We start from the raw sequence: 21,825 nt of genomic DNA, 5'->3' as shown, positions 1-21,825 counted from the left end.
ACCTCATGCACTCTCGGCGGCAGCAGCGAGCGTGTGCCGCATCGTCCGTTTCGCCAGCGGGATCTTGAAATCATTGCCGCCATATCCGACGGCTTCGGCGAGCGCGGCTTCGGCCGCGTCGGTAAAGGCGCCGTCGGACGCCGCCGCTCCAGCGAGGGTGCGCTCTGCCTCCGTCGCGCGCCAGGGCTTGGCGGCCACGCCGCCCATGGCGATCCAAGCGCTTTGGATACGATCGCCGCTTTTCTCGACGACTGCCGCCACCGATACCAGCGCGAAGGCGTAGGAGGCACGGTCGCGCACCTTGCGGTAAACCTGCCGGCCGGGCGGTGGCGGCGGCAGGGTGACGGCGGCGATCATCTCGCCGTGGTCGAGCACGGTTTCCACATGCGGCGTCGCCTCAGGCAATCGATGGAGATCGCCAATCGGAATCGTGCGGGTCCCGCCGCCGGGCGATATGGTCTCGATCCTGGCGTCGAGCCCGGCCATGGCGACCGCCATGTCGGAGGGATGGACCGCGATGCAGGCCTGGCTGGCGCCGAGCACGGCGTGCATGCGATTGAAACCCTGCAGCGCCGCGCAGCCCGAACCTTGCTCGCGCTTGTTGCAAGGCATGTTGCGGTCGTAGAAATAGGGGCAGCGCGTGCGCTGCAGGAGATTGCCGCTGGTCGAGGCCTTGTTGCGTATCTGGCCGGACGCTCCCGCCAGCAGCGCTTGCGTGAGCATCGGATAGCGCGATCTCACCCGCGGATCGGCGGCAAGATCGCTGTTGCGGACCTGGGCGCCGACCCGAAGCCCGCCTGCCGCCGTCTGCTCGATCCGATCGAGCGGCAGCCGGCTGATGTCGACGAGATGCGCAGGGCGCTCGATCTCGAGCTTCATCAGGTCGAGCAGGTTGGTGCCGCCGCTGATGAACTTGGCGTCCGGCCGCTCCGCGACCGCGGCGGCTGCCTGCTCGGCACTTGCCGCACGTTCATAGGTGAAGGATTGCATTGCTCACGCCCCCTCTGCCGCGTCGCGGATTGCAGCGACGATGTTCGGATAAGCGGCACAACGGCAGATGTTGCCGCTCATCCGCTCGCGGATCTCGGCATCGGTGAGAGCGACGGGAACCGCTGCCACGTCGGCGCTCGCATGGCTCGGCCAGCCGGCCCTGGCCTCGCCCAGCATAGCGACCGCGGAGCAAATCTGGCCCGGCGTGCAGTAGCCGCACTGGAAGCCGTCGCGGGCAACGAAGGCGGCCTGCACCGGATGCAGCCGGTCGCCCTCGGCAAGGCCCTCGATCGTGGTGATCTCGTCGCCTTCATGCATTGCGGCAAGCGTCAGGCAGGAATTGATCCGGCGCCCATCAACCAGCACCGTGCATGCGCCGCACTGGCCGTGGTCGCAGCCTTTCTTCGAGCCGGTGAGGCCGAGATGGTTGCGCAGCGCGTCGAGCAGCGTCGTCCGCGGGTCGAGCTCGACGGCAAAATCCTTCGCGTTAATCCGCAGGGATATCGGCATCGTCGGCGCCGGCGTCGGCGAGGCGGCCGCCGTGACGGCGCCCGCCGGCTCCGCGTATACCGGTATACCGGTAGCCAGGAGCACGCCCGTCGCTACCCCGCCCTCCAGAACCGTTCGACGAGTCGGCCCGCTCCTTGTGTCTGTTTTGGCCATGCATGATCTCCCAGTCGCAGTTCTGTCACTCATCGACCTTGGAGGTGGGGAGGCGCGCGACGGCTTTCTTTTAAGAAACCGGCGGCAATATCAGGATTCCGGAGAAGAATTCACCCGATGGGCCCGAGGCGTCATGCCCCTGAGACGCCGGAATGTCGTGGTGAAGTGGCTCTGGCTTGAAAAGCCGAGCCGAAAGGCAATGCTGCCGATCGACAAACCCGTTTCGCGCAGCAGTATCTCGGCTCGCCGCACGCGTTCCTCGATCACATAGGCATAGGGTGCAAGCCCGGTCGTCGCCTTGAATCGGCGTGCAAAACTGTCGACGGCCATATCAGCGACGGCTGCCAACTCCCTTAGCGAAATGTCGGCATCCATATGCGCATCGATGTAAGCCCGGACTCGACCAAGCGCGCGACGGCTGAGACAGCCGTGACGCACCGACGGGTGTTGCTCCCGGTTCAGGGTGGCCACGCGGAGGCTGACCAGGGCGACCAGATGCTCGATATAGGCAGTGTCCGGCTTGTGGCCGAGCGCCATCTCGTCGCGAAGCGAACTCAGCAGCGTGGCGATCACCACGTCTTTCCTGTTCACCAGGATCGGCAGGTCTCTCAGGCGTTCGCAGCCGGGAACGCTGATATCGGGATCGATCCACAAGGCTGAGTAGGAGAGGTCTACATCGCGATAGAAGCCCTGCCGCTCCGCGCCTGCGGGGACGAAGGTGAGGGCTCCGGGACGGTCCATTCCGTCGTACAGCGATCTTGCCTCGTGCCGGATAGATGTATGCGAGGTTCCGCCTTCTTCAGTCAGCACGATCAGATGATGAGGGGCTGTCCAGCGCAGCTCCGCCTCGCGGCACGCCCACCGCCGGTTGTCGAAAACGATCGAGGAGCTTCCCCATGACGCGGTCTGCACGGGCTCCGACTTCTCCTCCTGGCTCCGAACCCGTCCGTCACCAAGCAATGGTCTGAATGACATCGCGGCATCCCGCTGGTTCATTCGCGGAGCCGTGATCCAGCCCCGCTTGAGCGTTTACGCCGCCCCGCCGCTGCGCGTACGGCGCCTTATGTGGGGCAGGCATCTGGCGTTGGTAACCGCGCCGTGTTCAAGAAGTCGTGAGATCAGCCAAATCCAGCGCGCCTGCTGTCAGCCGCCGAGCCCATCGCGGATGGCGCAGAAATAGCGATCGGTACCGACTTGCCCGCCCTTGAGCGCAATCTCCAGTCCGTCGATCGCCTTGACGCGCGAGTGGGCGACGCAAAGCGGCGAGCCCGGCGAGGCGGGCAGCGGCATCCTGACCGTCAGCGCATCGACGCCCATCTGGCCGAGCGCATGGCTCGACGTGTCACCGCCGGCAATGACCACGCGCTGCAATTTCTGCTCGATCGTAAGCTCGCGAAGAAGTTCGCCGAGGCTGCGGCCAAGCTTGTGGCGGGCGCCTTCCTGCCGGTCGATCTCGGCGCCCCGGTCGGCTGTGGGGCCGAGGGCGGTGTAGAGGACGACGCTGCGACCGGCTTCGAGGCTGGCACGCCCGCTTGCTGCCGCGCGCGCAATAGCATCGCTGGAGGCCTCGGAAACCAGTTCGACAGGGTCCACCGCGACGCCGTCGAATCCGTCCGTCAAAGCATGCCGGATCTGTCGTTCCGTCGTCGGCGAGCAGCTGCCCGATACCACTGCGATCCGGTCGGCCGCACCCGGCGGCGAAAAGCTGGGCTCGGCACGGACGGTCCGGTTGGCGGCCCATTCGGCCAGCAGCGCATATTCGATGCCCGAAGAGCCGACGACGAATGTGCCGCCCGGCCGGCGAACGCGCCATATCTCCTTGCCGGCAAGCGCCTGACTTTCCAGGCTGTCGACATCCAACAGCACGATGCTGGTGCCATCGCCGAGCAAGCGATCGAATGCTTCCGATCGCGACGCTGACTGCAGCGTCGCCAGATCCACCAGTCCCGAGGTGAGGTCCGTCTGGCGCGACAGATGGATCAGCAGGTCGGATTCATCCATCGGCGTGGTCGGGTGGCGGCTCATTACGGGATGGCGGTCGATACGGAAATATTTGTCGCGGTAAGCAGCAAACAGATGGCCGAAGGCGGTGTAGCGCTTGAGCTGCGGCGCGCCGACCACCAGCGGCACGCTGTCCTTGCTAAAAACCGAGCGGCCGATCTCGATAGCCCGGCCGATGCTGCCGATCGCCGGGCTGGAATCGAAGGTCGAGCAGACCTTGTAGTGGCAGATCTCGGCGTTCAGGGTCTTCAGCCAGGCGAAGGCGCGGTTGAGGTGCATGTCCATCCACTGCGGTGTCTCGCTTCGGCTGGTGCCGGCCAGGCCGATGGCACGGCAATGCCCGAACTGCGAAAGCATGGCCTCGTCCGGCTGACGCATGAACAGCACGGTCGGCACACCGCCGAGCTCGAGCGCCTCCATGACGTCGGTCGAGCCGGTGAGATCATCGCCATAATAGCTCAGAAGCAGGCTTTGCATGGCGTCAGGCCGCTTTGCCGTCGCCGAATTTCTCGATCGACCGCGCCAGTTCCGGGTGGCTCAGGGCGAAGTCCGCCAACGATATGCCATCGACGGCCGCCTGCCAGGCTTGCTGCACGGCGCGTACGCCGGCGCCCGGTCCGTCAGGATGGCTGACGATGCCGCCGCCGCAGAGATAGAGAAGATTGACCGTTCGGCCGGTTCGCCGGTAGGTTTCGGGGGCTTGTCCACCCCATTGGCCGGACCCGGCGACCGGCAGCGCGCAATCCTCCGGCGAAAAGATCGGCGTGGTCACCGCCTCGAAGGAACTGATGAAGGACCAGTCCGGCTCCCAGTATTTCGAGGCGATGCCGTTGATCTGGAACTGGTCGACGCCGAGCAGCCGCCAGAACTGCTGCCAGACCTTGAAATCCATGCCGAGGCCGGGGTGGCGGGTGAGGATGTCCCAGCCGTTGCGGTGGGCATGGAGCACCAGGCTGGAGCGCTTTCTCAGGTAAGTCATGCCGCCGAAGCCGACGGAATTGATGTTGACCACGGCGCAATTGCCGCCGGCCTTCGCCACCAGATCATGGTTGCGCATCATCTCGTCCGGGTCGGCGTGCGAGATGCCAAAGGCATACATCACCTTTTTGCCGGTCTTCTGCTCATGGTCGAGGACGAGCGGCATGATCGCTTTCACCCGTTCCGATAGCGGCGAATAGGCCGGGCTCATCAGCTTCTCGTCGTCCTTGATGAAATCGACGCCGGCGTCGATCAGCTCACCAACCATTTCGGCCGTCTCGTGCGGGCGCAGCCCAAGCGCCGGCTTGACGATCGTTCCGATGATCGGGCGATCCCTGACGCTGGTCAGCCTGCGACTGCCGGCGACACCGAATTGCGGACCCGGATGCGCACCCCGGTATTCCTCCGGCAGCTTCATGTCGACGACGCGAATGCCGGACAGGCCCTTGATCGAAAAGGCGCCGCCAATGGCGATGGTCATCAATGCCGAAAGATCGGTGCCGATGGCATCAAGCGGAAATGCGATGTCGACATCCGCCCGCTTGAAGGGCCCGTCGCCGGCTTCGGGAAGGGACGGGCGATCGGCGTCCGGCAGAGGCCGTATCGCCAATACGCGCGCCGCCACCCGGGCCTTGAGCTCCTCGGTCTCGCGGGCCAGCGCGACGAAGGTTCCGGTCGACTGGTCGCTGGCGATCTTGGCCGCCAGCGCCTCGATGCTGCCTGGGGTTTCGATGCGATAGGTGAGGGTGATCATAGTCCGAAAAAAGTTCCCTGATCCTCGAAATCTGGTATAATGAGTACATAAGCATTGCAAGCGATATCCTGCTCGGCCGAGCATTCCGAGGATTCGTGATGACGATGCTAAACAGAACTGGTCAAGGGAGTGATTTGCTACGATGAACCGTTCGGAGCCGATCGTCCGGCGCAAACTTTCCGACGAAGTGTTTTTGCGACTGAAGCGCTTAATCACCAGCGGCGAATTGCAGCCGGGCGACGACATGCCATCGGAGCGCGAGTTGATGGAGCGCTTCGCGGTCGGCAGGCCGGCGATCCGCGAGGCGATGCAGGCGTTGAGCAATATGGGCCTTGTCGCGATCTCGCATGGCGAGCGGGCGAAGGTGCTTCAGCTGACCGCCAAGTCGATCATCAAGCAGGTCGACGGCGCCGCCAAGATCATTCTGTCGTCATCGAAGGACACGCTGGAGCACCTCAAGAGCGCCCGCATCTTCTTCGAGCGCGGCATGGTCAGGGAAGCCGCCGAAAAGGCCACCACCGAGGACGTGCAGCGGTTGCGGGCAACCGTTGCCGAACAGCGGAGCTTTCGCGGCGATTCCGAAGCCTTCATATCCGCCGATATGAAGTTTCATACCCAGATCGCGGCCATATCCGGCAACCCGATCTATGTCGCGGTCAGCGAAGCGATGCTTGGCTGGCTGAAGGAATATCACACCGAGATGCTGATCTGGAGCGGCAAGGAAAATTTCACGCTGACCGAGCACGAAGAGATCATCGGCCGCATCGAGCAGAAGGACGCGGACGGCGCCGAGAAGGCGATGATCAAGCACCTCGAGCGCTCGCGCGCGCTCTATGTGATGAATTCCGGATGATGAATTCCGGCAGCTGATTCACCCGATCCGGGTGATCGCGTAAGGCGTCATCACCAGGTGGCGTCGCTCGAACCCGGAAATATCAACCGTCACTTCGCTCGCCGTCAGGTTCGCCAGCCACATGACGGTCTGGCCCGCGGCAGAACGGCCGGCCAGCGTGAGCAGCCGCGTCTCATCGCTCGTCCTCGCCGCTACCTGCCTGAAGCCGGCCAGTTCGCAAAGCCCCTGCACGGCCTGGAAGATCGGCAGGTGTTCACCTTCGCCGACGGGTTCCCCGGATGCCGCCAGCACGCCGAACGGTCCGCTGAAGCTGGACAGCGTGAGCATCTCCAGCCCGGCCGGCGCGACCCGCGCGCCATAGCCGATCGTCCATGCTGCCGCGAACAGCCCGGCATGGCGGGGATCCCGGTCGGCCATGGCGATGCGCTGATTGTGCGGGTTGGCCTTGGTCGCGCCGCCATAGGGGTTCTGCCGCATGGCGATGGTCGACGGGCCGATCCGGTAGGGTTTTGCCCCGAAGATCGCTCGCGCCGATCGGGTGATGAACGGCAGCGCCTCCAGCGACTGCATGACGCTGAGATCGTCGGCGGCGTGCACGATCGGGCAGGTGCAGTGGCTGACGAAATCGAGCAGATCGGCGGGAACGCGCTTGCGGTTGAGTTCGGTGAAATAGCTGAACATGCCGCCGCCGAGGCGGACGTCGGGAAAGGCGCGGCGCGCCGCGGCATAGACATCTTCAAGCGGCGGACATTCAGGCCATGCGCTGCCCGGCGGCGTCGACTGCCGGTCGACCGAAGGCGAGACGGCAATAGCCGAGAGTTTCAGCCCGGCCTGACGCACCATGCCCGCGACGCCTGAGAGCTCGGCATCGAGATCGCCAACGCAGGAAACGACGCATTCGAGCGTGGTCTCGACCGGGTAGGATGCGGCAAGCCGGGCAAAGGACTGCAAGGCGTCGGGGCCATGGCCCCGCGTTGGATCGTAATGGAACATCAGCTGCTGCGGGCCGAGCGCGGACAGTGTCGGCAGGTTTGCCAGCGCCGTCTCGGCCTCGTCCGGATAGATGATCACGCCGATATCCGGCAGCAGCGGTCCGGTTTCGCCGAGTTCGACTCGGACCGGCTCGGCGGTTGCTGCGGCAGCCGGCACCCTGCCGTCGCCGGTCACACGCAGACTGACCGTCTGGCGCAGAGTCTGGCCGGCGGGCAGCATGTAGGGCCAAGGCAGCGCCAGCGGCCGGACATAGGTCTTGTAGGACGCGTCCGACCAATTGCGCTGGTCCTCCATCTCGAACGCATCGCCTTCCATCCGGCATTCCGCGGTGACGCCGGGCCGGACCTCATGCGTGATCGCCCGCAGATCCTTGAAAGGCTGCCAGGGGTCGATCAGCTCAGGAAGTTTCGTTGCGACGACGCTGCCGTCGGTGTGCTCGACAGTGACCGGGCTGCCAGCCAGGCCGGCGATCGGATGCAGGATGCAGAAGCCGCAGCGATTGGTCTCGAAAGCGTTTTCGGGAAGCGCGCTCACGTCGAAAACCAGCTGGCCGTCGGCGGAACCTTTGATCGTCGCGCGAAAGTCGAGCCGGCTTCGCTCCGGTCCGACACAGCTTGCCGAATAGCTGACAGTGAAAGTGTCGGCGCCCTGGTCGATGACCAAATCCGTCAGCGCCGGCTCGTAGGTGCCCCAGTCGCGATCCCTGACGATGTAGGCGATGGCGCGCAGCACCTCGATGCCGCCATGGCGGATGGTGCGCAGATTGCCGTTGACGAAGTCGGCGCTGAGCGCGCCGGCGCGCAAGCTGACTTGCTCGGTCTCGACCGCGTGTGTGCCATAGAGGAGGAAGGCATCCGCGATCATCTCAGCAAAGCGTCGAGTTGCACCGGTTCACCGCTTGCAGCACCGGCATAGGCGGCCTCGACCAGCGCCAAGGTCCTAAGATTGTCGGCGCCCGAGGTTGCCGGCTCGGTTTTGCTCGCCAAGCAGGCGACCCAGTGCTTTTGGATGGCGACGACGCTTTCCTGGATGTTGTGCCACGGCCGCGATGCCCAGGGCAGCAGCGGCGGCGAGACGTCGCTGACCGCCGTTCCGTTCCTGCCGGTGACGGTGAGCCGGTAATTCTGCTCGAGCCGGATCGTGCCGTCGCTGCCGTCGATCTCGACCAGCGTCTGCGGAAACGGCTCGGTCGCGAGCTTGGTCGCATAGCTGCAGTCGACCACGGACGTTGCACCGCTCTTGTGGTCCATCAGCATGGTAGCGACGTCCTCGCCGGCAATGTTGGGGTTGATGCGAGCGGTTCGGGTCGTGATCGTCGAAACGTCGCCCAGCAGGAAGCGGGCTATGTCGAGACTGTGGATGCCGAGGTCTTCGATGATGAAGCGCTTTCCCGTCGCCAGATAGGGCTGCCCGGAAAACACGTCATAGGCCGAGCGGAACGAGATCCGGCCGAAGAAGGGCGTGCCGATGTCGCCGCTGTCGAGCACGGCGCGCACCGCCTGGATCGGCGACTGCCAGCGAAAATTCTCATGCACCATCAACGCCACGCCGGCATCGCTGCAGGCCTTCACCATGGCCTTGGCGTCGGCAAGCGTCGGCGCAAACGGTTTTTGGCAGATCGCCGGAACGCGGTTTTGTGCCGCCATCTCGACAAGCGAACGATGGCTCGGCGCGGTGGTGGCGATATCGACGAAATCCAGGCTTTCGCCGGCAAACAGTGCCGCCGCGTCTGTGTAGCGTCGCTCAATGCCGAACTGGTCGCCGACCACGTTGAGCCGTTCCGGGTCGCGGTCGCAGATGGCGACGATCGAGGCGCTGTCGATGTCGCGCCAGGCATGCATCTGGTTGACGGCAAAGAAGCCGCAGCCGATCAGCGCTCCTCGCAGTTCCGCCACGGGTCAGCCCGCCTTTGCCATCTGCATCAGCGTCACCCGGCTCTGCAGCCGGCGCTGCGCCTGGTCGACGACGACGGCGACGATGATGACGAGGCCCTTGATCACCATCTGCCAGAACGAGCTCACCCCCATCATCACCAGCCCGTCGGAAAGGATGCCGATGACGAAGGCGCCGACGATGGTGCCGCCGATCGTGCCGCGGCCACCCGACATCGAGGTGCCGCCGAGCACCGCCGCGGCGATGGCGTTGAGCTCGAAGCTTTCGCCGGTCGCCGGATGCGAGGCCATCAGTTCAGACGAGATGATCAGCCCGACGACCGCCGCGCAGAAGCCGGAGAACATGTAGACGAACATCTTCACCATGTTGACCCTGACGCCCGAAATCCGCGCCGCCCGTTCGTTGCCGCCGACTGCGAAGATGTGGCGGCCGAGCGGGGTGTATTTGGCGAGATAGGCCGCCCCAACTGCTACGACGACAAGAATCCATATCGAGACCGGCAGGCCGAGCAGCCGGCCGGCGCCGAGGAAGCTGAACCCGGTCGTGCCCAGATCGGGCTTGCCGACGAGGTTCGGAAAGGTGCGACCATCCGACGACAGCAGCGCCAGGCCGCGTGCGACATAGAGCACGCCGAGCGTGGCGATGAACGGCGCGACATTCAGCCTGGTGATCAGCAATCCGTTGACGGCGCCGATCAATATACCGACCGCCAGCGTGATCAGTGCGATCTCGAAGACGTTGAAATAGATCGTGTAGCCGACCTGCAGGTCGATGCCGTTGAGCACGAGATAGCCGGCGACCATGCCGCACAGGCCGACAATCGAGCCGACCGAGAGGTCGATGCCGCCGGTGATGATGACGAAGGTCATGCCCATGGCGAGGAAGGCGTTCAGCGCGACGTGCTTCGACATCAGGATCAGGTTGGCAGCCGAAAGGAAATTCGGCGCCGCGATCGAGAAGAAGATCAGGACGGCGATCAGCGCAATGAACGTCCTCGCCTTCATCAGCGTCAGCAGCACGGAGCCGCTCGAGGCGGAGGCAACCGAAGCCTTGGCCGGGATGTCAGTCATGGGCGTAGCTCTCCATGTGCGGGACCGGCCCGTGGCCAAGCGCCGATGCGGCGACAAGTGCCGCCTCCGTCGCCTCGGCGCGATCGAACATGCCGGTCAGTTTTCCATTGCTCATCACCGCGATGCGGTCGGACAGCGCCATCACCTCGTCGAGATCGGAGGTGGCGAACAGAATGCCCAGCCCGTCGCGGGACAGTTTGCGCATGGTGCGAAAGACGTCGGCCTTGGCGCCGACATCGATGCCGCGGCTTGGTTCGTCCATCAACAGCACCTTCGGTCCGGTGAGCAGCGCCTTGCCGATCACCACCTTCTGCTGGTTGCCGCCCGACAGCGACGTGACCTCCTGCGCCGGATCGGCGACCTTGATCGCCAGTTCCCGCACCATCTGCGTCACCGCCTGGTTCTCCTTGGCGCCGCTGATATGGAACAGGCGGACAAACCGCGACAGGCTGGCCAGCGTCAGATTGCTGGCGACCGAGAGGATCGACACCAGCCCTTCGCGCTGGCGGTCCTCGGGGATCAGCGCCAGCCCGCGCCGGATGCGCCGCGTGGTGTCGCGTTCCCTGACCTTCTTGCCGGCAATGAAGATCGCCCCGGTGGCATGGCCGTGGCGCCCCATGATGCAGTCGAACAGCTCGCTGCGACCGGCGCCCATCAGGCCGTATATGCCGAGGATCTCGCCGGCACGCAGCGACAGCGAGACATGATCGACCGCAAGCCCGCCGGTCACGCGCGGCAGGCAGATATCCTCGGCGCGGAAGATCTCTTCGCCCGGAACATGGCCGTCGGGCTTGGCGAAGTCCTTGGCGTCGGAGCCGATCATCTGCCGCACGATCCATTGCGTGTCGACGTTTTTCATCCTCTCCTGGCCGGTGATGCGGCCGTCGCGCAGCACGGTGATGTAGTCGCCGATGCGGATCAGCTCCTCGAGCCGGTGCGAGATGTAGACGATCGCCACGCCGCGCGCCTTAAGGTCGGCGATCACCTTGAACAGGATCTCGACTTCCGCCGCACTCAGCGCCGAGGTCGGTTCGTCCATGATCAGGATGCGCGCATCGAGCGAGACCGCCTTGGCGATCTCGACCAGTTGCTGCTGGCCGATGCGCAAATCCTCGACCAGCATGTCCGGCCGGATGCCGGCTTGCAGGCGCTCGAGAAATTCCGCCGCGCGGCGCTCCTGTTCCCGGCTGTCGATCTTGCGGAACCGGTTGGTGATCTCGCGGGTGGCGAAAATATTCTCGGCCACCGTCAGGTTGCCGAACAGGTTCAACTCCTGGAACACCATGCCGATGCCGCGGTTCACCGCGTCGCCGGATGAGGAGAAGGAAACCTCTTCGCCCTCCAGGAGAATGCGGCCGAGCGTCGGCTGTTCGACGCCGGCGATGATCTTCATCAGCGTCGATTTGCCGGCGCCGTTTTCGCCGACCAGCACGTTGACCGCGCCCTTGCGCACTTCGAAATTCGCGCGCTTGACCGCGACTGTCCCCGAATAGACCTTGGAGACGTCTTCCAGCTTCAGGATGACATCATGATCGCCGGCGGCAGTCATGGCTTCGGCCCCACCTCTGCCTCCGCCGGGGTCACCAGCGGCAGGTCCTGGCCGCTGCCCATGACATAAGCGCCGACGACCCTGGCGCTGCGGCCCTCCAGCGCTTCGCGCGGCAGCTTGGAGAGCACCGTCTTGTCGGCATGGATGTTGAACGCCTTGCCGAACTGGGCGAAGTCGATCTGATTGGTGAAATCGTTGAACTGGATGAAGTCGAGGCTGTCGCGCAGCGCGGTGCCACGCATCGCCGGTCCGATCTGCACCCGTGCATCCGCCTTGCCGTCACCGTCGGCATCGACATCCATGGTTGCCGCGCGTGATTGTGTGTTCGCCGCAACAATCTTGCCTTCGAGGCGAACCGCGAAGGTCCACGGCGAATTCGCCTGCTTCTTCGGATTGCCATACTTGGCGCCGGCAGCCGCAGGATCGGCTTTCGCCAGGGCGTGAACCTCGGGAAACGATCCGGCCTTCTGCTGGAGATAGGGCAGCATTTTGGCAGCCCAGATATCGCCGACCATCTTGTCCGCATTGAAGGCCGGTGCATTGCCGCCATTTTCCGCGGACGGTGTCGGCAGGATCTTGCAGGCAGTCAGGCTGATGCCAAATATCACGGCAACGGTCGCCCAAGTCAGCTTGTTCAACATGTCGGCTTGTTCGGCATGGCGGTCAGGGCACCCGGGAAATGGAAGCAAGGGACGAGCCGGAAGCTCGTCCCTTGCGATTGATGTCACACCGGCTCAGTTGGTCAGCGCGAAGGTTTCCAGCTTGGCGGCATTGTCGCCATTGATCAGGACGCAGTCCATCAGCTGCTTTTCCTCGGCCGGAGACTTCTTGTTCTTGATGAAGTCGTTGGCCTGCTCTACCGCCATCTGTGCCTGCGCATAGGCCGGCTGCAGGACCGTGGCCTTGATGCCGCCAGAGGCGATCGAGTCGCGGACGTCATTCGATCCGTCGAAGCCGACGACGATGACGTCCTTGCGGCCGGCGGCGGCAAGGGCGGCATGGGCGCCCATCGCCATCGTATCGTTGCCGGAGATCACGCCCTTGATGTCCGGGTTGGCCTGGAGGATCGATTCCATCTTGGCATAGGCCTCGGTCTGGCTCCAGTTGGCCGATTGCTGCGCCACCATCTTCAGATCCGGATAGTCGTCGATGACGTCGTGGTAGCCCTTGGAGCGGATGCCGGCATTGGTGTCGGATTCCTTGCCGACCAGCTCGACGTAATTGCCTTTCTCGCCCATCAGCTTGACGAACTCCTGCGCGCCAAGCTGGGCGCCCTGGTAGTTGTTGGAGACGATCTGCGCGACGGCGACGCCGGTGGCGTTGATCTCGCGATCGATCAGGAACGACGGAACGCCCGCGTCCTTGGCCTTCTGCACGGCGGCGACCGAGGCGTCGGCGCCGGCATTGTCGAGGATGATCGCCTTGGCGCCGCGGCCGATCGCCGTGTCGATCAGCTCGGACTGCTTGTTGGCGTCGTCGTCATGGACTAGCACCAGCGTTTCATAGCCGAGTTCCTTGGCCTTGGCTTCCGCGCCGACGGCTTCGGCCTTGAAGAATGGGTTGTCGTGCGAGGGCGTGATGATGGCAATGAGATCCGCCGCATGGGCGGGTGCCGCGGTGCCCAGCGCCAGCATGCCGGCAAAAGCCGCAAATGTCATTCTGCGAGTGAGTTTCATGATTTCCTCCCATTTTGAAAAAGCCTGCGCTTCCGCGGCCCAGGCTGAAATGCATTCCAGTTTGTCAGGCGGATCGCGTCCGGTTTCGCGGATCGGGTCATTTGCCGGCTCACCCGGGCGGATCATCCGGCTCGGTTCCGTCTTCAGCCTGCCCCTCCACCTGCCGCCTGCCCAATTTTCAGCCCGGCCTCGGCTGGCCAAAGCCAATCCAACAGCTAAGCCAACTGGTATAATGAGTCAACCACAAATTCAGATGATATGTATCTGATGAGCAGCAAGCGCCACCGGAGAGCCATCCCACCAAGAGCGATACTTCGTTCCCTACGATGCGCCTGCATCTGGCCAGGTTGGAGAACCACCGCCTTAAGGAGTATGATATGCGGGTGAGGGCGCAATAATTTAAGTAAGGAGTAGACACTCCTAAGCCTTATTCGGTGCTCAGCGGGTACGCGCAGGCTTTGCTAGTGTCGCGTCGTGGTTGTGGAATTTCTCCCCGACCCCAGCCTGCGCGCGGTTTTCTTCCTAATGAAATCCGTTCGCGGCAAGGGTCGCGTTGCCGGTGAGGTTCAGCTATGACTTTTGTGCAGAGTTTCAGGCCGCCATCCTGCAGCCCCGCGCCAAGCTTTGCTGACCGACGGCATTCGCTTTCATTGCGTGGCATGCGCGGCAGGAGGGGCAGCGCCATGCTGTGCCTCATTTCGTTGTGTATCATCCTGCTGCTGGGATCTGCGGCACACGGTCGGCCGAAGGCTGACGACAGACTTGCTCCGCGAGACACGATCGAACTGCACGTTTGGCAGTGGACTGCCTTGCGCGACGGCGTTCTGGAAGCGTTGCAGCTCAACCATAGTTTCACCATCGACTCGACTGGCACACTTGACCTTCCCTTGATCGGCAGCATTGCCGCCGCAGGTCTGCGTGAGGAGGAGCTGGCAAAGCTGATTTCCGATCGCTTGCAAGCCAGGAGCGGCCGTCAGGAACGGGCTGACATAACCGTCAAACTGATACAAAGTTCGCCTTCGGACCTCACAGCTTCGGTGGAGGTCAAACAAGAAGCGCCCGAACCGCCGGCTGACGCAGCCAGCGACGGCTCTTCGGCCGTGGCTTCGCAACGCGCCAGTGTCGAGAACGGCCAGGCCGAGGCGCAACCGGGCGTGCGCGGTTCCCACACATCTCGGCAGCCTGCTGCGGAGCAGCAGCAAACGCTGCAAGGGGCATTGCTGAATGAGCTAGCCGCCGCTCGCATGGAAATTGCGGCAGCGCGCGCGGAAGCACTTGCGGCTCGCCAGACTGCTCGCAACGATGCCGCGCGACACAATCAGGACCTTGCGACGGCGCGTCACCGGGCTGACGCCTTGGTGCGGGAACTTGATGCGGTGCGGACTGACCGCGGTACGCTGGAACAAAAGCTCTTTGCGGCGCTAAGGGAAGTCGACGCGCTCAGGAAGAGCGTGCAGCCGGCTCGCGGTGACCCGGCTCGCGCTGACCATGACGGCCGCGATTTGGCGGCGGCGCGAGCCGAACTTGCCGTGATGCAGCGCGGCGCCCGCGATGCCAGTGCGCAGGCGCGTGCGGTAGCCGACATGATGGCTGAACAAGCACAAGCGCTAAAACAGCAGCGGCGATGGGCCGAAGAGCTCGCGCTCGATCTGGAAGTGGCGCAAAGCCAAGTCAAAGGCTTGAAGGCCAAAGCCACTCTCGCCGTTCACGAGAAGGCCGCCTTGCTTGAAGCGCGTCACTCCATGGCGGCCGCTGTGGCAGAGGCGCAGCGAGCGCTTGATGAGGAGCGGCACAAGGCTGAGCGCTTCGAACGCGAACTCACCGCGGCGCGCCAAACCGTCGGCGCGCTTAAGACAAGCGCGGATCTGGCTGCGGCTGCGCGCACCGACGCCATCAGGGAACGACAGGTGGCCGAGGCGGCTTTGAAGCGATCTGGCGACGCACTCGAACTGGAGCGCGAACGGGCAGATTCAGCTGCTCGTGATCGCGACAGCGCCCGGCGGGAACGCGACGCGGCGAGGCAGGAAGCGAGCCGCGTCTCGATGGAGCTGAGCGTGGCGTTGGAGCAAGAGCGCAACAAGGCCGTCGGCCTGGCCCGCGAGCTCAGCGCCGCTCGAAAGGCGATTGACGTTGAAAAGGCCCGGGATGAGCGTCGCAGCGAGCGTATCAACCGCGTTCCGAAAGCGCGTGCCGTCGCAGCTTCGCGTGCAGATGTGTCCGTGCGCTCGCGACCAGCCCGTCAATCGGGGTTGCGGGAAAACCACAAAGTGAAGGCCAAAAAACCATCGCGACCTGTTCTGGTGGCGACCATCGCGCTTCCCGACGCGTTGCTCCCGACACGACCGCCGAAGCTCGGCGCTCCCTAGCGAGGGCTGATCGTGAAGTGCATTTCGGTGGGCCGAATACATGCCGCAGGAGGAATATGGTGATGAACAAATACGTCGCAGCCGCATTGACCGTCGCGATCGCAATTTGCCCTGCCTCGGCTCTTGAGGCGGGGCTTGGCGGCAAACTTGGCGGTATCGGGGTCGGTGCTGGCCTTAGCGCCGGCCCGAAGGGCGCCTCGGTGGCGGGCGGCTCGAGCGTCGATGGAGTAGGGGGAGCAAGCCTTGGCGGATCGCTTGGCGCGGGCAAGGGATCGCTCGGTGCCGGACTTGGCGTCAGCGGCAACCTCGGCGGCGCAAGCGGCGGCCTGTCGACAGGTGTCGGGGTGGGCGACCGTTCGTCCGCATCGGGCACCGCTCCAGGAGGTAAGCCAGGCAACCCGGCGCTGGGCGCTGGGCAATCCGCGAGCAGCAATGCCGGCATCACGCCAGCCACCACCAAGGCCAAGGCCGCGAGTCAATTCGCCATCCTGCCCCGCAAGCTCAGGCCTTCCGCAACTGGTCGCAACACGTCGGCGCGGATCACCTATGGCTATCCGTTTATGGCGCCACTGAAAACCAAACCCGGTATCCCACCAGCTGTGGTGCGCGCCTGCCGCACGGCGATCGCGTCGGCCGCGACGCCGCTTGGCGCCGTGCTTGTTCACGCGGTAAGCGCGGGCCCGTTGCAGCAACGTCGGGGCGCGCTCACGGCGCCGATCGAGGTGCGCATACACTATGCAAGACAAGGCGGCGTCGAGGTTCGGCAGGCGCGAGTCGGCTGTCGCCTCGATGCGGCGGGTAGAGTCACCGCGGTGACATAGGATGCGCCTGTACCTTCTCCTACGAGAGGAGAAGGAAAGGCGGCTTCCGCCTTCAGGTGATGCGCTGGATGCTCGCTGCAATCTCTTCCGGCTCGAAGACCCGCTTCCAGTCGTCGCGCATCAGCACCGGCTTGCCGAACTCGATGGCCTTGTTGCAGGCGTCGGAGAACACGCCCTTGGTCTCGCCGAAGATGACGGCGCCGAGCACATTCATGTGGCCAAGCAGGAAGTCGAGCGCGGCCTGCTGGTCGACTCCGCGCGCGACGACCTCGTCGACCGCTTCCTTCATGACGACCAGCAGCGAAGCGCAGACGGTCTCCGAAAGGCCCGGCTCAAGCAGCGCCATCTGGTCGACCGTGACGCGATGCGACCGCATCACCGGGGCCCAGATGATCTTGGCGATCGCTTCGCCCTTGGCGAAATCCTCCTCCGGCCCCTGCATCAGCGCGCTGACCATATGCTGCTTGGCCTTGACGCCGCCGAAATAGTCCTTCTTGGCCGCCATGTCGGTCTCGTCGTTGAAGATCGGCGGATGGCAGGGATGGGTGACGAAATAGGTCAGGTCCGGCCGCTTCGGCAAATGGCCGGCGAAAGGCGCTGCGGCGTCGAGCACGACCACCATTGTGCCGGACGCAAGCTTGCCCTCGATGCTGGCCGCGACCTTGCCGATATGGGTGTCGGGAACCGCCAGGATAACCACCTCGGCGGCGTCCAGGGCTTCATCGGCGCTGACCGCGTCGATGCCCAGCCCGGTCTTCAGCCGCTCGCGGCCGGCGTCGCTGACCTCGACATGGCGTAGGATGTAGGGAGAGCCGCGAAAATTGGTCGACAGGCGGTAACCCATTTTGCCGCCGGCACCAAACAGCGCAATCGTTGTCATCCAGCCGTGCTCCTGATCTCCAACGATGGCTCTGCCGATCGTCACCTTAGTAACTGGTATAATCACACTACCATGGATTGGCAACCCGTTTGGGACGAACGCGTTCACGAGAGCCAATTCCAAAGTCCCGCGCCGTCGGCTGCGCCAGCTGGTGGCGGCCTTGTCGGATCCATGTGGTGGATCGACATCCCATTTGGCATTGCCGGCGAGGCCGGGTCTTTTCAGGGTTCCGGCGAGCCGTCAGTCTTGATATTTAGGGTCCGCTGCCAACCGTTTCAGCAGTATCCGTGGGAGCAGGATCATCAGCGTCCGGGAAACATCGCCTTCAAGCCTGCGCGCGACGCCCTGGCGACGCCGCGTTCGGTGATCAATCCGGTGACCAGCCGCGCCGGCGTCACGTCGAAGGCCGGGTTTGCCGCGGGCGTCGTCTCCGGCGAGATGCGGACCTGCGCAATCTCGCCATTGGCGGTCTTGCCCCAGACCAGCGAGACCTCGTCGCTGGAACGCTGTTCGATCGGGATTTCGGCCAGCCCGTCACCCACCGTCCAGTCGATAGTTGGCGACGGCAGCGCGACATAGAACGGCACGTCGTTGTCGGCGGCGGCCAGCGCCTTCAGATAGGTGCCGATCTTGTTGCAGACATCGCCGTCGGCGGTGGTGCGGTCGGTGCCGACGATGACCATGTCGATCTGGCCGCGCTGCATCAGATGGCCGCCGGCATTGTCGACGATCAGTGTATGCGGCACACCGTGGCCGGCCATCTCCCATGCGGTCAACTGGGCGCCCTGGTTGCGCGGGCGGGTTTCATCGACATAGACATGAACGGGAATGCCGGCTTCCGTTGCCAGATAGATCGGCGCCGTGGCGGTGCCGTAGTCGACGGTGGCCAGCCAGCCGGCATTGCAATGGGTCAGGATGTTGACCGGCTCTCCCGGTTTTTTGCGTGCTGCGATTTCCCTGATGATTTCAAGCCCGTTGACGCCGATGGCGCGGTTGAGGCCGACATCCTCGTCGGCGATTTCGCCGGCGCGCCGGTAAGCCGCCTCGGCGCGCTGTCCAGATGGAAGCGGCCGCAGCAAATTGCGCATCTCATCGAGCGCCCAGCGCAGATTGATCGCGGTCGGGCGCGTTTCGTGCAAGACCTCCCAGACGCCGTCGAGTGCCGCGTCCGAAGGGTCGTCGGCCATCTGCATGGCGACGCCATAGGCGGCGGTGACGCCGATCAGCGGCGCGCCGCGCACCCACATGTCGCGGATCGCCGTGGCAATGCCGGCAACGGTGCCGACTTTCTCGACGCGGAAATCATGCGGCAGCCAGCGCTGGTCGATGATCTCCACCGAACGGCCGTCGTCGCTCAGCCAGATGGTGCGATAGTGGCGGTCGCCGACGTTCAAATCCTGTTCTCCCGTTCGATCAGTGCGGCCAATTTGTTGACCCCGTCGATGCTGTGGATCTGGCGCCGGTTGACGGCGATGTGACGGCCGAATTTCAGCGCCTTCGCCTCACATGTGGCGCGCAGATAGGCGTCGGCAATGGTCTCGAAATCGGCATTGTGCGCGAGGCCGAGGATACGCCGGTGCACCTCGACGCCGGCAAAGCCCAGCATGTCGGTCCACACCTGGTGCAGCATGTGGTCGAGCGCCTGCTCGGCGCCGAGCCTGTCGCCCTGATCCTCGAACAGGCTTTGCTGGTAGAGCATGCCGGTGCGCTCGGTCCACCACAGATGCGAGAACTCGCTGCGGAACACCGACCATGTCTCGACCGTGACGTCGAGCAGATAGGCGCGCATGGTGTCGCGCTTCCCGTTCTGCTCGTGGCCACGCTGCGAGAAGAACGCCATCCAGAAATTGGCGAGCAGCATGCCGACGTCGAAGGCGATCGGGCCGTAGAAGGCGAATTCGGGATCGATCATCCGCGTTTCTGTCTCGGTGACCATGATCGAGCCGGAATGCAGGTCGCCGTGCAGCAGCGTCTCTGCATTGGCCGCAAAAATGTGCTTTAGCCGCTGCGCCTCGACCTTGAGGTCGCGGTCGGCGCGCAATTCTGCAACGATGCTGTCGAGCTGCGGGCTCGTATGCCGGTTCATCTTGGCATCGAAATACGGGTCCGAGAACACCAGGTTCTCGGTGATGTCGCAAAGCTCGACATTGTCGGCGAACAGCGCCAGATCGGTCTTGCGATCCCTGGTCGCCATATGCAGGTCGGAGCCGCGAAACAGGGTGCGGGCCATGAACAGGCCGATGTCCCTGGCGATGTTGGGCAGCTGCCGGCCCTCGATCAGCGCCCGCCGCAGGATGATGTGCGGCGACAGGTACTCCATGATGATCAGCGCCTGGCCTTCGTCGAAGTGATGGATTGCCGGCACCGAACCGGGCGCTCTCGCCTGCTGCCGGGTCAGCGCATGATATTCAAAGAAGGAGCGTTTTAGCGGCAGCGGCCAGCTGTCGCCGACCAGGCGGACATAGGGCAGGGCCTGCTTGACGACGGCCGCACTCTGCGCACCCTCGACGATGAACACCAGGTTCAGATTGCCGTCGCCGACCTCGCGAACCTTCCAGCGGCTCGTGTCCTTGCCGATATGCGAACACAGCGCCGCGTTGGCGCCGAGGCGTGCCGCCAGTGTTTCGACCGACAGCGCTTCGAACGGCAATTTCCCAGTCATCCTCACCTCCCGTTTACGTGCTCTCATCTTAGTGGAGCCATCACGGTTGGTCCAAGCTAGGAAGCCCTCTGGCAATTGTCAATCGTGTTGACAATTGCCGGAACAGCCCATAGCGTCGTCGCAAGGGAGGAACGAATGGGCAATGATGCCGTGTTCCGCGTCGACGGCCTGAGGAAATCCTTCGGCCCTATCGAGGTGCTTGGCGGCGTCTCGCTCGATTTGCATGTCGGTGAATTGACCGTGCTGATGGGCGCCAACGGCGCCGGCAAGTCCACCCTGGTCAAGATCATCAGCGGCGTCTACCCGCGCGACGGCGGCACGATGAGCCTTGCCGGCCAAAACTTCGCGCCTCACGACTTCGCGCCAAACACGCCGGCGGCGGCGATCCGCGCCGGCGTTGTCACCGTCCATCAGAACATCAATGACGGTGTCGTCACCGATCTCGACGTCGCCACCAATTTGACGCTCGACAGGCTGAGCGGCAGCGGCGCGCCGACCCTGTTCAATCCGGGCCGGGTGCGCCGCGAGGCAAAGGCGGTTGCCGACCGCATGGGGCTGATGATCGACCTGAAGGCCCGGATCAGCGATCTCTCGCTGGCCGACCGCCAGATGGTGGCGATTGCGCGCGCCGTGGCGCATCAGCCGAAAGTGCTGATCCTCGACGAGCCGACGTCGTCCTTGTCCAGCGCCGAGGCCGACCGGCTTTTCGCGCTGCTCGACAGGCTGCGCGAGCAGGGCGTCGCCATCCTCTACATCTCGCACCGCATGTCCGACATCAGGCGGCTTGCCGACCGGATCGTCTCGATGCGCGACGGCGTCGTCTCAGGCGTCTTCTACAGCAAGCCGCTCGATTATGAAGGCGCGGTCAACGCCATGCTCGGCCGCAAGATCCACCTCGACCGGATCGTCGCCAGGAATTCGGCCAGGCCTGTCCTGACGATCGACGGGTTGCGCATTGCCGAAGGTTCCAGGCCGATCTCTTTGACGCTCGGCGACGGCGAAGTCGTTGCCATCACCGGCCTCGTCGGCGTCGGCAAGACAGCGCTCGCCGAGACGCTGTTTGGCGTGCGCAAGCCGCTGTCCGGCACCATGGTGCTGAACGGCAAAGCCTATGCACCGGGGTCGACAGGCGAGGCGATCGCCGCCGGCGTGTTTCTCGTCGCCAAGGACCGGAGCGAAAACGGGATCGTCGGCGACTTCAACATCCAGAAAAATATCAGCCTGCCGTTCCACAGGCGGATGTCGCGTCTGGGCGTCCTCAAGCGCCGCGTCGAGCGCGCCATCGCCCGCCGGCAGATCGGGGAGTTGGGCATCGTCTGCCGCTCGGAGAGGGACGAAATGTCAGCGCTTTCCGGCGGCAACCAGCAGAAGGTGATGGTCGCCCGCTGGATGTCGCAGGCGGCAAGACTGTTCATCCTGGACGAGCCGTTTCAGGGCGTCGACATTTCAGCCAGGCGCGACATCGCCGCCAAGCTGCGTTCGAGCGCCAACGGCCGTGCGACGCTGCTGTTCGTCACCGAGCTCGACGAGGCGCTGGAGACTGCCGACCGCATCCTGGTGATGTCGGAGCAGACAATCGTCGGTGAGCATCGCAACGCCGACATCGACCTCGAGCGCCTGCTGGCCGAAGTGGCGGGCGGGCCGCTGCACAGCGCAGCGTGAGGGGCAGATAATGG

18 protein-coding genes are annotated in these 21,825 nt (G+C 64.2%); 4 read left to right on the top strand and 14 right to left on the bottom strand.

Features of this window, described 5'->3' with window-relative positions; translation table 11 throughout:
• Nucleotides 1–3: 3 nt before the first annotated feature.
• The 5 genes from AC0L18_RS21100 to oiaX form a co-directional block, all read right to left on the bottom strand.
• Entirely contained in the window at nucleotides 4–990 is a 987-nt protein-coding gene (locus AC0L18_RS21100) for an FAD binding domain-containing protein (RefSeq protein ID WP_473494037.1), read from the bottom strand.
• A gap of 3 nt (nucleotides 991–993) precedes the next feature.
• A complete protein-coding gene (locus AC0L18_RS21095; RefSeq protein ID WP_473494036.1) occupies nucleotides 994–1,653 on the bottom strand; it encodes a 2Fe-2S iron-sulfur cluster-binding protein in 660 nt (219 codons plus the stop codon).
• A gap of 90 nt (nucleotides 1,654–1,743) precedes the next feature.
• Nucleotides 1,744–2,628 carry a helix-turn-helix domain-containing protein gene (locus tag AC0L18_RS21090; protein ID WP_473494035.1) on the bottom strand — a complete coding sequence of 295 codons (885 nt, stop codon included), beginning with the start codon at nucleotides 2,626–2,628 and terminating at the stop codon, nucleotides 1,744–1,746.
• 168 nt (nucleotides 2,629–2,796) lie between these two features.
• Entirely contained in the window at nucleotides 2,797–4,131 is a 1,335-nt protein-coding gene (locus tag AC0L18_RS21085) for a four-carbon acid sugar kinase family protein (protein ID WP_473494034.1), read from the bottom strand.
• A gap of 4 nt (nucleotides 4,132–4,135) precedes the next feature.
• Nucleotides 4,136–5,386 carry a 3-oxo-isoapionate-4-phosphate decarboxylase OiaX gene (gene oiaX, locus AC0L18_RS21080; protein ID WP_473494033.1) on the bottom strand — a complete coding sequence of 417 codons (1,251 nt, stop codon included), beginning with the start codon at nucleotides 5,384–5,386 and terminating at the stop codon, nucleotides 4,136–4,138.
• 142 nt (nucleotides 5,387–5,528) lie between these two features.
• Between oiaX and AC0L18_RS21075 the strand changes: the two genes are divergently transcribed.
• Nucleotides 5,529–6,239 (top strand): transcriptional regulator NanR, encoded by a 711-nt coding sequence (locus AC0L18_RS21075; protein ID WP_473494032.1) that lies wholly within the window; start codon nucleotides 5,529–5,531, stop codon nucleotides 6,237–6,239.
• Nucleotides 6,240–6,257: 18 nt separating this feature from the next.
• Here AC0L18_RS21075 and apnL read toward each other — a convergent pair whose 3' ends face one another.
• The 6 genes from apnL to AC0L18_RS21045 all read right to left on the bottom strand — a co-directional run bounded on the left by apnL (nucleotide 6,258) and on the right by AC0L18_RS21045 (nucleotide 13,420).
• Nucleotides 6,258–8,096, bottom strand: a complete 1,839-nt coding sequence (apnL, locus tag AC0L18_RS21070; RefSeq protein ID WP_473494031.1) for a D-apionate lactonase — start codon at nucleotides 8,094–8,096, stop codon at nucleotides 6,258–6,260.
• Nucleotides 8,093–9,127, bottom strand: a complete 1,035-nt coding sequence (locus tag AC0L18_RS21065) for a Gfo/Idh/MocA family protein (RefSeq protein WP_473494030.1) — start codon at nucleotides 9,125–9,127, stop codon at nucleotides 8,093–8,095. Before AC0L18_RS21065 ends, apnL begins: the two co-directional genes overlap by 4 nt.
• A gap of 3 nt (nucleotides 9,128–9,130) precedes the next feature.
• Entirely contained in the window at nucleotides 9,131–10,195 is a 1,065-nt protein-coding gene (locus tag AC0L18_RS21060) for an ABC transporter permease (protein WP_473494029.1), read from the bottom strand.
• On the bottom strand, nucleotides 10,188–11,744 hold the full coding sequence (locus tag AC0L18_RS21055; RefSeq protein WP_473494028.1) for a sugar ABC transporter ATP-binding protein: 1,557 nt from the start codon (nucleotides 11,742–11,744) through the stop codon (nucleotides 10,188–10,190). Before AC0L18_RS21055 ends, AC0L18_RS21060 begins: the two co-directional genes overlap by 8 nt.
• Nucleotides 11,741–12,385, bottom strand: coding sequence for a DUF2291 family protein (locus tag AC0L18_RS21050; protein ID WP_473494027.1), 645 nt, complete (start codon nucleotides 12,383–12,385; stop codon nucleotides 11,741–11,743). The genes AC0L18_RS21055 and AC0L18_RS21050 overlap by 4 nt, the downstream gene beginning before the upstream one ends.
• A gap of 93 nt (nucleotides 12,386–12,478) precedes the next feature.
• The gene (locus AC0L18_RS21045) at nucleotides 12,479–13,420 is read right to left on the bottom strand and encodes a substrate-binding domain-containing protein (RefSeq protein ID WP_473494026.1); all 942 of its coding nucleotides are present in this window, start codon (nucleotides 13,418–13,420) and stop codon (nucleotides 12,479–12,481) included.
• Between the two features lie 572 nt (nucleotides 13,421–13,992).
• Here AC0L18_RS21045 and AC0L18_RS21040 point away from each other — a divergent pair.
• Together AC0L18_RS21040 and AC0L18_RS21035 are read left to right on the top strand one after the other, a co-directional pair.
• Nucleotides 13,993–15,786 (top strand): polysaccharide biosynthesis/export family protein, encoded by a 1,794-nt coding sequence (locus AC0L18_RS21040; protein ID WP_473494024.1) that lies wholly within the window; start codon nucleotides 13,993–13,995, stop codon nucleotides 15,784–15,786.
• A 62-nt stretch (nucleotides 15,787–15,848) separates the two neighbouring features.
• Nucleotides 15,849–16,607 (top strand): hypothetical protein, encoded by a 759-nt coding sequence (locus tag AC0L18_RS21035; protein WP_473494023.1) that lies wholly within the window; start codon nucleotides 15,849–15,851, stop codon nucleotides 16,605–16,607.
• Nucleotides 16,608–16,659: 52 nt separating this feature from the next.
• Here AC0L18_RS21035 and AC0L18_RS21030 read toward each other — a convergent pair whose 3' ends face one another.
• The 3 genes from AC0L18_RS21030 to mtnK form a co-directional block, all read right to left on the bottom strand.
• Nucleotides 16,660–17,487, bottom strand: a complete 828-nt coding sequence (locus AC0L18_RS21030) for a phosphogluconate dehydrogenase C-terminal domain-containing protein (RefSeq protein WP_473494022.1) — start codon at nucleotides 17,485–17,487, stop codon at nucleotides 16,660–16,662.
• Nucleotides 17,488–17,789: 302 nt separating this feature from the next.
• Nucleotides 17,790–18,881, bottom strand: coding sequence for an S-methyl-5-thioribose-1-phosphate isomerase (gene mtnA / locus AC0L18_RS21025; RefSeq protein ID WP_473494021.1), 1,092 nt, complete (start codon nucleotides 18,879–18,881; stop codon nucleotides 17,790–17,792).
• The gene (mtnK, locus tag AC0L18_RS21020) at nucleotides 18,878–20,149 is read right to left on the bottom strand and encodes an S-methyl-5-thioribose kinase (protein WP_473494020.1); all 1,272 of its coding nucleotides are present in this window, start codon (nucleotides 20,147–20,149) and stop codon (nucleotides 18,878–18,880) included. Before mtnK ends, mtnA begins: the two co-directional genes overlap by 4 nt.
• 135 nt (nucleotides 20,150–20,284) lie before the next feature.
• Between mtnK and AC0L18_RS21015 the strand changes: the two genes are divergently transcribed.
• Nucleotides 20,285–21,811, top strand: a complete 1,527-nt coding sequence (locus AC0L18_RS21015) for a sugar ABC transporter ATP-binding protein (protein ID WP_473494019.1) — start codon at nucleotides 20,285–20,287, stop codon at nucleotides 21,809–21,811.
• Nucleotides 21,812–21,825 lie beyond the last annotated feature (14 nt).

The organism is Mesorhizobium sp. WSM4819 (assembly GCF_055811215.1).
This window is presented reverse-complemented; position numbering and strand designations above follow the sequence as displayed.

Bases quoted from the DNA above. Each gene is read 5' to 3' on its own strand.
- AC0L18_RS21045 (WP_473494026.1), bottom strand. From the start codon at position 13,420: ATGAAACTCACTCGCAGAATGACATTTGCGGCTTTTGCCGGCATGCTG.
- AC0L18_RS21015 (WP_473494019.1), top strand. From the start codon at position 20,285: ATGGGCAATGATGCCGTGTTCCGCGTCGACGGCCTGAGGAAATCCTTC.
- mtnK (WP_473494020.1), bottom strand. From the start codon at position 20,149: ATGACTGGGAAATTGCCGTTCGAAGCGCTGTCGGTCGAAACACTGGCG.
- AC0L18_RS21100 (WP_473494037.1), bottom strand. From the start codon at position 990: ATGCAATCCTTCACCTATGAACGTGCGGCAAGTGCCGAGCAGGCAGCC.
- apnL (WP_473494031.1), bottom strand. From the start codon at position 8,096: ATGATCGCGGATGCCTTCCTCCTCTATGGCACACACGCGGTCGAGACC.
- AC0L18_RS21095 (WP_473494036.1), bottom strand. From the start codon at position 1,653: ATGGCCAAAACAGACACAAGGAGCGGGCCGACTCGTCGAACGGTTCTG.
- AC0L18_RS21040 (WP_473494024.1), top strand. From the start codon at position 13,993: ATGACTTTTGTGCAGAGTTTCAGGCCGCCATCCTGCAGCCCCGCGCCA.
- AC0L18_RS21075 (WP_473494032.1), top strand. From the start codon at position 5,529: ATGAACCGTTCGGAGCCGATCGTCCGGCGCAAACTTTCCGACGAAGTG.
- AC0L18_RS21050 (WP_473494027.1), bottom strand. From the start codon at position 12,385: ATGTTGAACAAGCTGACTTGGGCGACCGTTGCCGTGATATTTGGCATC.
- AC0L18_RS21055 (WP_473494028.1), bottom strand. From the start codon at position 11,744: ATGACTGCCGCCGGCGATCATGATGTCATCCTGAAGCTGGAAGACGTC.
- AC0L18_RS21060 (WP_473494029.1), bottom strand. From the start codon at position 10,195: ATGACTGACATCCCGGCCAAGGCTTCGGTTGCCTCCGCCTCGAGCGGC.
- AC0L18_RS21090 (WP_473494035.1), bottom strand. From the start codon at position 2,628: ATGTCATTCAGACCATTGCTTGGTGACGGACGGGTTCGGAGCCAGGAG.
- AC0L18_RS21030 (WP_473494022.1), bottom strand. From the start codon at position 17,487: ATGACAACGATTGCGCTGTTTGGTGCCGGCGGCAAAATGGGTTACCGC.
- AC0L18_RS21035 (WP_473494023.1), top strand. From the start codon at position 15,849: ATGAACAAATACGTCGCAGCCGCATTGACCGTCGCGATCGCAATTTGC.
- oiaX (WP_473494033.1), bottom strand. From the start codon at position 5,386: ATGATCACCCTCACCTATCGCATCGAAACCCCAGGCAGCATCGAGGCG.
- AC0L18_RS21085 (WP_473494034.1), bottom strand. From the start codon at position 4,131: ATGCAAAGCCTGCTTCTGAGCTATTATGGCGATGATCTCACCGGCTCG.